Genomic DNA, 11148 nt, shown 5'->3' with positions numbered 1-11148 from the left:
GGGTCGTCAGGCGCACCCGCCGCGTACCGTCAGCCAACAGTTCGACCCGTGCGGCGACGAGATACATGAGGCGCTGGACCCCGTGGTGACGGCGCTGACAGGGGTCCCGGCGCGGATGTAGCGGCCCTCCGCATCCGGGCGCGCACACCGCGCGTCCGTGGCATACCGGGCCTACATTGGACCTACGTCACCGCCGACCGCCCGGAGCCTGTCATGTCGGTCATCCCTGCCCTCGACGAGGGCGATCTGCTGCTGCGGCGCCAGGACCCGGAGCTGGCCGAGCTCCTGCTGGGGGAGCTGGCCCGGCAGTCGACGTCGTTGCAGCTGATCGCCGCCGAGAACTTCAGCTCCCCGGCCGTGCTGGCGGCGCTCGGCTCACCGCTCGCCAACAAGTACGCCGAGGGGTATCCGGGCGCCCGGTACCACGGCGGCTGCGAGATCGTCGACGTCGCCGAGCGGCTCGCCGTCGACCGCGCCAAGGCCCTGTTCGGCGCCGCCCACGCCAACGTGCAGTCCCACTCGGGCTCCTCCGCCGTGCTGGCGGCCTACGCCGCGCTGCTGCGCCCCGGTGACACCGTGCTCGCCCTCGGACTGCCCTACGGCGGCCATCTCACGCACGGGTCGCCGGCCAACTTCTCCGGCCGCTGGTTCGACTTCATCGGCTACGGGGTGGACGCGGAGAGCGGACTCGTCGACTACGACCAGGTACGGGCGCTGGCCAGGTCGCACCGGCCCAAGGCGATCGTGTGCGGGTCCATCGCCTACCCCCGCCACCTCGACTACGCCGTCTTCCGGGAGATCGCCGACGAGGTCGGCGCGTACCTGATCGCCGACGCCGCCCACCCGATCGGGCTGGTCGCCGGGGGAGCGGCGCCGAATCCGGTGCCCTACGCCGACGTGGTGTGCGCGACCACGCACAAGGTGCTGCGCGGGCCGCGCGGCGGGATGCTGCTGTGCCAGGCGCCCGAGCTGGCCGAGCGCCTGGACCGGGCGGTGTTCCCGTTCACCCAGGGCGGCGCGCAGATGCACAGCGTCGCCGCCAAGGCGGTCGCGTTCGGGGAGGCGGCGACACCGGCGTTCAGCGCCTACGCCCATCAGGTGGTCGCCAACGCGAAGGTGCTCGCGGCCCGTCTCGCCGAGCAGGGGCTCGTGGTCACGACCGGCGGCACCGACACTCATCTGATCACCGCCGACCCCGCCCCGCTCGGGGTGGAGGGGCGCGTCGCCCGGGGACGGCTCGCCGCCGCCGGGATCGTCCTCGACTGCTGTGCCCTTCCGCACGGCGACGCACGCGGGCTGCGGCTGGGCACGGCGGCCGTGACCACCCAGGGCATGGGTGAGCCGGAGATGACCCGGATCGCGGACCTGCTGGCGGCCGTGGTGCGCGGCAGAGCGGAGGTGGGGAGGGTGCGTGACGAGGTGCGGGAGCTCACAGGTAGATTTCCGCCGTATCCCCGCTGAGACGGGGTAGGCGCAGCGTCGTACACACCGTTGTGCGCCCGGTTCACAGCCGCACGTGCAACCATCGTCGCTACCCGGAAGTCCCCATACATATGCGTCCCTCGCTAGGGTGTGGGGCTGTGATGGCCAGCGAGACCTGTGGGGAAGCCCGTGCGTGAATACCTGCTGACGCTCTGCATCACGGCCGCGGTGACGTATCTGCTGACAGGGCCGGTACGGAAGTTCGCGATCGTGGCCGGGGCGATGCCGGAGATCAGGGCCCGTGACGTGCACCGGGAACCCACTCCGCGGCTCGGCGGTATCGCCATGTTCTTCGGGCTGTGCGCGGGTCTGCTGGTCGCCGACCACATGACCAACCTCAACGAGGTCTTCGAGAAGTCCAACGAGCCGCGCGCGCTGCTCTCCGGGGCGGCCCTGATCTGGCTGATCGGTGTGCTCGACGACAAGTTCGAGATCGACGCCCTGATCAAGCTGGGCGGCCAGATGATCGCCGCGGGCGTCATGGTCATGCAGGGCCTGACGATCCTGTGGCTGCCCATCCCGGGTGTCGGCACGGTGGCGCTGACCCCGTGGCAGGGCACCCTGCTGACGGTGGCGCTGGTGGTGATCACCATCAACGCGGTGAACTTCGTGGACGGCCTGGACGGTCTGGCCTCCGGCATGGTGTGCATCGCCGCCGCGGCGTTCTTCATGTACGCCTACCGGATCTGGTACTCGTACGGCATCGAGGCCGCCGCCCCGGCCACGCTGTTCTCGGCGATCCTGATGGGCATGTGCCTGGGTTTCCTGCCGCACAACATGCACCCCGCGCGGATCTTCATGGGGGACTCCGGCTCGATGCTGATCGGCCTGGTGCTGGCCGCGGGCGCGATCTCGGTCACGGGCCAGGTGGACCCGGACGTGATGAACCTGTTCGCCGGGTCCGAGCGCAACGCGGTGCACCAGATGGTGCCGGTCTACATCCCGCTGCTGCTGCCACTGACGATCATCGCGGTGCCGGCCGCCGACCTGGTCCTCGCGATCGTGCGGCGCACCTGGCGCGGCCAGTCGCCGTTCGCGGCGGACCGCGGGCACCTGCACCACCGGCTGCTGGAAGTGGGCCACTCGCACAGCAGGGCCGTGCTGATCATGTACTTCTGGGCGGCCCTGATCGCCTTCGGGGCGCTGGCCTACTCCGTGAACTCCGCGTCCATGTGGATCGTGCTCGGTGTGGTCTTCTTCAGCGCGGTCGGTCTGGCGCTGCTCCTGCTGCCGCGCTTCACGCCGCGGGCCCCGATGTGGGCGCAGGCCTTCGTGCCGCCGCGCTACCGCCGCCGCAGGGCCGCCCTGGCGGCCCAGGCGCCCGCCGCCGCAACTCCGCAGCCGGCGGCCGTCGTTGCGGCTGCGGAGTGCGAGGAGGAGGCCGTCGGACACCGCTCCGCGGTGGCCGCCTCGGTGGGTCAGGTCAACGGTGCGACGGCCATCGGAGGCCGCTCCCGCTCCCTGGACCGGCGCACCTCCGGAAGCTCGCACTGACACTCGCCAAGGTAAGAATCTGACTAGAGCATTGCCAAGTCGTGGGGGAGTAAACACCCCCAATACCAGACAGAACGGCTCGGTTTTCGCTCAGACGGGCAGGTTCACTCTCATGTGTGACAGCAAGCACACCCAACAGGTAAAGACCTCATCAAATAGTTTGTGATACGGTTCACGAGAACCCCGGACAGAGCCGACGGACGCAACCGCGTTGGTCCATTGGCGTGAGGCAGGCGTGAGCTTTTCGCCCCTCCGACCGGGACTACGCTCGTCCATGACGACACCCTGCCCCCTGCGAAAGCGGAGTTGCCGCCATGCCGTCCAATGACGCCCGGATCCTGGCCCAGGCCGCCGTACCCACGGCCGCCGTCGGCGTGCTCGCCGCCGTCGTCGGTGGTGTGGTCGCGGGCGGCAAGGGAGTGATCGGGGCGCTCGTCGGGACGGTGATCGTGATCCTCTTCATGGGGATCGGTCTCTATGTCCTGCAGCGCACGGCCAGGTCCATGCCGCAGCTCTTCCAGATGATGGGCCTGATGCTCTACGCGGCCCAGCTCCTGCTGCTGGTCGTCTTCATGGCCGTGTTCAAGAACACGACGCTGTTCAACCCCCGGGCCTTCGCCATCACGCTCGTGGTCGCCACCCTCACGTGGATCGCCGCGCAGACCCGCGCCCACATGAAGGCCAAGATCCTCTACGTCGAACCGGACGAGGCCGACAAGGCCGAGAAGACCGGGCATTCGTCGTGAGGGGTAGGGCCGGGATAAAGGCGTACGAGAGATCCTGCTATCGTCCGGTGCCAACTGCGGCATCGCGGGCGCGGGCATCTGAGCTGACGCCTGCTCAATCGCGAGGCGAGATGCCCCCCAGCCGCCCCCACATCCGTAACACCAGTCCCGTGCCGAACCGCGGCCCTGCGCCGCGCCGACACAACGAGGTTGCCGTACCCATGCGCCACGATGAAGGAGCCCGCGGTGAGTGCTGACCCGACGCAGACGCTCGCTTTCGACACGAGCTGCCACCTGTTCGACGGGTGTGGCTTCCCGGCTCCGGGCCTGCACTCGTTCCTGTTCAAGCCGCTCTTCGGCGACGCGGACAGCAACGTGTACTTCAACAAGACGATGCTGCTGGCGCTGCTCGGGTCGATCATCATCGTGGGCTTCTTCTGGGCCGCCTTCGCGCGCCCGAAGGTTGTCCCGGGCAAGCTCCAGATGATCGCCGAGACCGGCTACGACTTCGTCCGTCGCGGTGTCGTCTACGAGACCATCGGCAAGAAGGAAGGCGAGAAGTACGTCCCGTTCGTCGTCTCGCTGTTCTTCTTCATCTGGATGATGAACCTGTGGTCGATCATCCCGATCGCCCAGTTCCCGGTCACCGCGATCATCTCGTACCCCGCGGTGCTGGCCGCCCTCGTGTACATCACGTGGGTCGTGCTCACCTTCAAGCGCCAGGGTTTCGTCGGCTTCTTCAAGAACGTCACCGGCTACGACAAGACGCTCGGCGGGGTCCTCCCGCTGTCGATGACGATCGAGTTCTTCTCGAACCTCATCGTCCGGCCGTTCACCCACGCCGTACGACTCTTCGCGAACATGTTCGCCGGTCACACCCTGCTGCTGCTCTTCACGATCGCCAGCTGGTACATGCTGAACGGCATCGGCATCGCCTACTCCGGTGTCTCGTTCGTCATGGTCCTCGTGATGACCGCCTTCGAGCTCTTCATCCAGGCTGTCCAGGCCTACGTCTTCGTACTGCTGACCTGCAGCTACATCCAGGGCGCGCTCGCCGAGCACCACTGAGCGCCAACCCGACCACCCACCCAGACATCCGGTGGCCAACCCCCACCGGTCATTGAAAGAGAAGGAAGAACCGGCATGTCCGCTCTCGAAACCATTGCCGCCGGCGTCCAGATCAAGGGCAACCTCGGTTCCATCGGTTACGGCCTCGCGGCGATCGGCCCGGGCGTCGGTATCGGCATCATCTTCGGCAACGGCACGCAGGCGCTCGCCCGGCAGCCCGAGGCCGCCGGCCTCATCCGCGCCAACCAGATCCTCGGCTTCGCCTTCTGTGAGGCGCTCGCCCTGATCGGTCTGGTCATGCCGTTCGTCTACCCGACCTCCTGACCCGACCGTCGCGCACCATTAGACGAAAGGCACTGATATGAGCCCCCTGGTTCAGCTGGCGGCGGAGGAGGCCGAGAACCCTCTCATCCCGCCGATTCCAGAGCTCGTCATCGGCCTCATCGCCTTCGTCATCGTCTTCGGCTTCCTCGCCAAGAAGCTCCTTCCGAACATCAACAAGGTTCTGGAGCAGCGCCGCGAGGCGATCGAGGGCGGTATCGAGAAGGCCGAGGCCGCGCAGACCGAGGCCCAGAGCGTCCTTGAGCAGTACAAGGCCCAGCTCGCCGAGGCCCGGCACGAGGCCGCGCGCCTGCGCCAGGAGGCTCAGGAGCAGGGCGCCGCGCTCATTGCCGAGATGCGCGCCGAGGGCCAGCGGCAGCGTGAGGAGATCGTCGCCGCCGGTCACGCCCAGATCGAGGCCGACCGCAAGTCGGCCGCGCAGGCCCTGCGTCAGGACGTCGGCCAGCTGGCCACCGACCTGGCCGGCAAGCTCGTCGGCGAGTCCCTCGAGGACCACGCCCGGCAGAGCCGCGTGATCGACCGCTTCCTCGACGAGCTCGAGGAGAAGGCCGAGGCGGCTCGATGACAGCGCACGGAGCGAGCCGCGAGGCCCTGGCAGCCGGACGCGAGCGTCTCGACGCGCTGACGGACTCCGTGTCCGTGGACGCGACGCGGCTCGCCGACGAGCTGGCGGCCGTCACCGCGCTGCTCGACCGCGAGGCGGGCCTGCGTCGGGTCCTCACCGACCCGGCGCAGTCCGGCGAGGCCAAGGCCGAGCTGGTCCGGCGCCTGGTCGGCGGGCAGGTCTCCGGGACCACCGCCGACGTGGTGGCCGGTCTGGTCCGCTCCCGCTGGTCGCAGCCCCGTGACCTGGTGGACGCGCTGGAGGAGCTGGCGGACGTCGCCGACCTCACCGCCGCGCAGAAGTCGGGCGCGCTGGACGACGTCGAGGACGAGCTGTTCCGGTTCGGCCGGATCGTCTCCTCCAGCACCGAGCTGCGCGCCGCGCTCACCGACCGCAAGGCCACCGGCGCCGCCAAGATCGAGCTGCTGCACCGGCTGCTCGGCGGCCGGGCCAAGCCGGCCACCGAGCGTCTGGTCACGCGCCTTGTGACCGCGCCGCGGGGACGTAGCCTGGAAGCGGGCCTGGAGGCCCTGTCCAAGCTCGCCGCGGAGCGCCGCAACCGCGTCGTCGCCGTCGTCACCTCGGCGGTCCCGCTGAGCGAGCCGCAGAAGCAGCGCCTGGGCGCCGCCCTCGCGAAGCTCTACGGCCGCACGATGCACCTGAACCTCGACGTCGACCCCGACGTCGTCGGCGGGATCCGGGTGCAGGTCGGTGACGAGGTCATCAACGGTTCGATCGCGGACCGGCTCGAGGACGCGGCCCGCCGCATGGCGAGCTAGCACCCAACTCAAGAGTCAGTACGTACTTACGGCCCTGGTTGGGCCGGTGTGCAGAAGAATCCTGGGGGTCGCCCCCAGACCCCCCAAGTGAAACTTCGGGCCCAACAAGGAGAGCAGGGAACCCAGATGGCGGAGCTCACGATCCGGCCGGAGGAGATCCGGGACGCGCTGGAGAACTTCGTCCAGTCGTACCAGCCGGACGCGGCCTCGCGCGAGGAGGTCGGTACGGTCACCCTTGCCGGCGACGGCATCGCGAAGGTCGAGGGTCTTCCCTCGGCCATGGCCAACGAACTGCTGAAGTTCGAGGACGGCACCCTCGGCCTCGCGCTGAACCTGGAAGAGCGCGAGATCGGCGCCATCGTCCTCGGTGAGTTCAGCGGCATCGAGGAGGGTCAGCCGGTGCAGCGCACCGGTGAGGTCCTTTCCGTCGCGGTCGGCGAGGGCTACCTCGGCCGCGTCGTCGACCCGCTCGGCAACCCGATCGACGGCCTCGGCGAGATCGAGACGTCCGGCCGCCGCGCCCTGGAGCTGCAGGCTCCCGGCGTCATGGCCCGTAAGTCGGTGCACGAGCCGATGGAGACCGGCTACAAGGCCGTCGACGCCATGACCCCGGTCGGCCGCGGCCAGCGTCAGCTGATCATCGGCGACCGCCAGACCGGCAAGACCGCCCTGGCCGTCGACACGATCATCAACCAGCGCGACAACTGGCGCTCGGGCGACCCGAAGAAGCAGGTCCGCTGCGTCTACGTCGCCATCGGCCAGAAGGGCTCGACCATCGCCTCCGTGCGGGGCGCCCTGGAAGAGGCCGGCGCGCTGGAGTACACGACCATCGTCGCCGCCCCGGCGTCCGACCCGGCCGGCTTCAAGTACCTGGCGCCGTACACCGGCTCGGCCATCGGCCAGCACTGGATGTACGACGGCAAGCACGTCCTCATCATCTTCGACGACCTCTCGAAGCAGGCCGACGCCTACCGCGCCGTGTCCCTGCTGCTGCGCCGCCCGCCGGGCCGCGAGGCCTACCCGGGTGACGTCTTCTACCTGCACTCCCGTCTCCTGGAGCGCTGCGCCAAGCTCTCCGACGACATGGGTGCCGGCTCGATGACCGGTCTGCCGATCGTCGAGACCAAGGCCAACGACGTCTCGGCGTTCATCCCGACCAACGTCATCTCCATCACCGACGGCCAGTGCTTCCTGGAGTCGGACCTGTTCAACGCCGGTCAGCGCCCCGCGCTGAACGTCGGTATCTCCGTCTCCCGAGTCGGTGGTTCCGCCCAGCACAAGGCGATGAAGCAGGTCTCCGGCCGACTGCGTCTGGACCTCGCCCAGTACCGCGAGCTGGAGGCGTTCGCCGCCTTCGGTTCCGACCTGGACGCCGCGTCGAAGTCGCAGCTGGAGCGCGGCCAGCGTCTGGTCGAGCTGCTCAAGCAGGCTCAGTACCAGCCGATGCCGACCGAGGACCAGGTCGTCTCCGTGTGGGCCGGCACCACCGGCAAGATGGACGACGTCCCGGTCTCCGACATCCGCCGCTTCGAGAAGGAGCTGCTGGAGTACCTGCACCGCAAGGAGCAGGGCCTCATGACCTCCATCAAGGAGGGCGGCAAGATGTCGGACGACACCCTCACCGCTGTTGCCGACGCGATCGCCGAGTTCAAGAAGCAGTTCGAGACCTCGGACGGCAAGCTTCTCGGCGAGGACGCCCCGGCCGCGGCCAAGTGACGTAAGGAAGGGACCTGACTCATGGGAGCCCAGCTCCGGGTCTACAAGCGTCGCATCCGATCCGTCACCGCGACCAAGAAGATCACCAAGGCGATGGAGATGATCGCCGCCTCGCGTGTCGTCAAGGCGCAGCGCAAGGTGCGGGCCTCCGCGCCGTACGCGACCGAGCTCACCCGCGCGGTCACGGCGGTCGGTACCGGGTCGAACACCAAGCACCCGCTGACCACCGAGGCGGAGACGCCGACGCGTTCCGCGGTGCTGCTCCTGACGAGCGACCGCGGTCTCGCCGGTGCCTTCAACTCCAACGCGATCAAGGCCGCCGAGCAGCTGACGGCGCGCCTCGAGGCGGAGGGCAAGGAGGTCGACACGTACATCGTCGGCCGCCGCGGTCTGGCCCACTACAACTTCCGCGAGCGCAAGGTCGTGGAGTCGTGGTCGGGCTTCACCGACGAGCCCTCGTACGCGGACGCCAAGAAGGTCGCGGCGCCGCTGATCGAGGCCATCGAGACGGAGACGGCGGACGGCGGGGTGGACGAACTCCACATCGTCTACACCGAGTTCGTGTCGATGATGACGCAGACGGCGCTCGACGCCCGGCTGCTGCCGCTGCGCCTCGAAGAGGTCGTGGAGGAGGGCGCCGCCAAGGGCGACGAGATCCTCCCGCTGTACGACTTCGAGCCCTCGGCGGAGGACGTCCTCGACGCCCTGCTGCCGCGCTACGTGGAGAGCCGCATCTACAACGCGCTGCTCCAGTCGGCGGCTTCGAAGCACGCCGCCACGCGGCGTGCGATGAAGTCGGCCACCGACAACGCGGGCGAGCTGATCAACACGCTCTCCCGTCTTGCCAACGCGGCCCGCCAGGCCGAAATCACCCAGGAAATCAGCGAGATCGTCGGAGGCGCCAGCGCCCTGGCCGACGCGACCGCGGGGAGTGACCGATAAATGACCACCACTGTTGAGACCGCGACGGCCACGGGCCGCGTCGCCCGGGTCATCGGCCCGGTCGTCGACGTGGAGTTCCCCGTCGACGCGATGCCGGAGATCTACAACGCGCTGCACGTCGAGGTGGCCGACCCGGCCAACGCCGGCGAGAAGAAGACGCTGACCCTGGAGGTCGCCCAGCACCTGGGTGACGGCCTGGTCCGCACCATCTCGATGCAGCCCACCGACGGTCTGGTCCGCCAGGCCCCGGTCACCGACACCGGCGACGGCATCACCGTCCCGGTCGGCGACTTCACCAAGGGCAAGGTGTTCAACACCCTCGGTGAGGTGCTGAACGTCGACGAGCAGTACACGGGCGAGCGCTGGTCCATCCACCGCAAGGCCCCGAACTTCGACGAGCTCGAGTCGAAGACCGAGATGTTCGAGACCGGCGTCAAGGTCATCGACCTGCTCACCCCGTACGTCAAGGGTGGCAAGATCGGTCTGTTCGGCGGTGCCGGCGTCGGCAAGACGGTGCTCATCCAGGAGATGATCTACCGCGTCGCCAACAACCACGACGGTGTCTCCGTGTTCGCCGGTGTCGGCGAGCGCACCCGTGAGGGCAACGACCTCATCGAGGAGATGGCCGATTCGGGCGTCATCGACAAGACCGCCCTGGTCTTCGGCCAGATGGACGAGCCCCCGGGCACCCGTCTGCGCGTCGCGCTGGCCGGCCTCACCATGGCCGAGTACTTCCGTGACGTCCAGAAGCAGGACGTGCTGTTCTTCATCGACAACATCTTCCGCTTCACGCAGGCCGGTTCCGAGGTCTCGACCCTGCTCGGCCGCATGCCCTCCGCGGTGGGCTACCAGCCGAACCTGGCCGACGAGATGGGTCTCCTCCAGGAGCGCATCACCTCGACCCGTGGTCACTCGATCACCTCGATGCAGGCGATCTACGTCCCCGCGGACGACCTGACCGACCCGGCCCCGGCCACCACCTTCGCCCACCTCGACGCGACGACGGTGCTCTCCCGTCCGATCTCGGAGAAGGGCATCTACCCGGCCGTGGACCCGCTGGACTCCACGTCCCGGATCCTGGACCCGCGCTACATCGCGGCGGACCACTACAACACCGCGATGCGCGTGAAGACGGTCCTCCAGAAGTACAAGGACCTCCAGGACATCATCGCGATCCTCGGTATCGACGAGCTGGGCGAGGAGGACAAGCTCACCGTCCACCGCGCCCGTCGCGTGGAGCGCTTCCTGTCCCAGAACACCCACGTCGCCAAGCAGTTCACCGGCGTCGACGGGTCGGACGTCCCGCTGGACGAGTCGATCGCCGCGTTCAACGCGATCATCGACGGCGAGTACGACCACTTCCCGGAGCAGGCGTTCTTCCTGTGCGGTGGTATCGAGGACCTCAAGGCCAACGCCAAGGAGCTGGGCGTCTCCTGAGCCCTGTGCTCTGACGGAGGGGGCGGGCGCGTCCCGCCCCCTCTCTCACGCCCCTTAGAATTGACCCCAACACCCGGCACCCCCTGCCGGGTGGTGACCCGAGGAGCCACCTTGGCTGCTGAGCTGCACGTCGCGCTGGTCGCGGCCGACCGAGAGGTCTGGTCCGGCGAGGCCACCCTGGTCGTCGCGCGCACCACGTCCGGCGACATCGGCGTCATGCCCGGTCACCAGCCGCTGCTCGGTGTGCTGGAGTCGGGCCCGGTGACCATCCGTACGAGTGAAGGCACCACGGTCGTCGCCGCGGTGCACGGCGGTTTCATCTCGTTCGCGGACAACAAGCTGTCGCTGCTGGCCGAGATCGCCGAGCTGTCGGACGAGATCGACGTCCAGCGTGTCGAGCGGGAGCTGGAGCGTGCGAAGGCGGAGGGTGACGCCACCGCCGAGCGGCGCGCCGACGTCCGCCTGCGGGCGGCGACAGCACGCTGACACTGCACGCTGTGCAGTGCGTGACCGGCTGGCGGGTGCCCGACACGCCCTTCGAAGGCGTGCGCCTCTCACA

11 protein-coding genes are annotated in these 11148 nt (G+C 68.7%); all 11 read left to right on the top strand.

All coding sequences use genetic code 11. The features are described from left to right. Positions 1 to 213 precede the first annotated feature (213 nt). The 11 genes from glyA to ABZ646_RS28920 all read left to right on the top strand — a co-directional run bounded on the left by glyA (position 214) and on the right by ABZ646_RS28920 (position 11075). On the top strand, positions 214 to 1461 hold the full coding sequence (gene glyA, locus ABZ646_RS28970; RefSeq protein WP_360524983.1) for a serine hydroxymethyltransferase: 1248 nt from the start codon (positions 214 to 216) through the stop codon (positions 1459 to 1461). Positions 1462 to 1611: 150 nt separating this feature from the next. Beyond that, entirely contained in the window at positions 1612 to 2976 is a 1365-nt protein-coding gene (locus ABZ646_RS28965; RefSeq protein WP_360524980.1) for an MraY family glycosyltransferase, read from the top strand. 314 nt (positions 2977 to 3290) lie between these two features. Then, positions 3291 to 3722: a hypothetical protein gene (locus tag ABZ646_RS28960; protein ID WP_360524977.1), complete on the top strand. Its 432-nt coding sequence runs from the start codon at positions 3291 to 3293 to the stop codon at positions 3720 to 3722. Between the two features lie 210 nt (positions 3723 to 3932). After that, the gene (gene atpB / locus ABZ646_RS28955) at positions 3933 to 4769 is read left to right on the top strand and encodes a F0F1 ATP synthase subunit A (RefSeq protein WP_360524974.1); all 837 of its coding nucleotides are present in this window, start codon (positions 3933 to 3935) and stop codon (positions 4767 to 4769) included. Between the two features lie 75 nt (positions 4770 to 4844). Next, positions 4845 to 5093 carry an ATP synthase F0 subunit C gene (gene atpE, locus ABZ646_RS28950; protein WP_046730642.1) on the top strand — a complete coding sequence of 83 codons (249 nt, stop codon included), beginning with the start codon at positions 4845 to 4847 and terminating at the stop codon, positions 5091 to 5093. A 37-nt stretch (positions 5094 to 5130) separates the two neighbouring features. Beyond that, a complete protein-coding gene (locus ABZ646_RS28945; protein WP_360524971.1) occupies positions 5131 to 5676 on the top strand; it encodes a F0F1 ATP synthase subunit B in 546 nt (181 codons plus the stop codon). Further along, entirely contained in the window at positions 5673 to 6494 is an 822-nt protein-coding gene (locus ABZ646_RS28940) for a F0F1 ATP synthase subunit delta (RefSeq protein WP_360524968.1), read from the top strand. The genes ABZ646_RS28945 and ABZ646_RS28940 overlap by 4 nt, the downstream gene beginning before the upstream one ends. Before the next feature lie 126 nt (positions 6495 to 6620). Continuing rightward, positions 6621 to 8210, top strand: a complete 1590-nt coding sequence (gene atpA / locus ABZ646_RS28935) for a F0F1 ATP synthase subunit alpha (protein ID WP_360524965.1) — start codon at positions 6621 to 6623, stop codon at positions 8208 to 8210. A gap of 21 nt (positions 8211 to 8231) precedes the next feature. Continuing rightward, positions 8232 to 9152, top strand: a complete 921-nt coding sequence (locus tag ABZ646_RS28930) for a F0F1 ATP synthase subunit gamma (RefSeq protein ID WP_360524962.1) — start codon at positions 8232 to 8234, stop codon at positions 9150 to 9152. Continuing rightward, a complete protein-coding gene (atpD, locus tag ABZ646_RS28925) occupies positions 9153 to 10589 on the top strand; it encodes a F0F1 ATP synthase subunit beta (protein ID WP_358983031.1) in 1437 nt (478 codons plus the stop codon). Positions 10590 to 10700: 111 nt separating this feature from the next. Beyond that, a complete protein-coding gene (locus tag ABZ646_RS28920; RefSeq protein ID WP_132888912.1) occupies positions 10701 to 11075 on the top strand; it encodes a F0F1 ATP synthase subunit epsilon in 375 nt (124 codons plus the stop codon). Positions 11076 to 11148: the final 73 nt, after the last annotated feature.

Origin of the sequence: Streptomyces sp. NPDC007162 (genome assembly GCF_040634175.1) — a bacterium.
Classification (GTDB): domain Bacteria; phylum Actinomycetota; class Actinomycetes; order Streptomycetales; family Streptomycetaceae; genus Streptomyces.
This window is presented reverse-complemented; position numbering and strand designations above follow the sequence as displayed.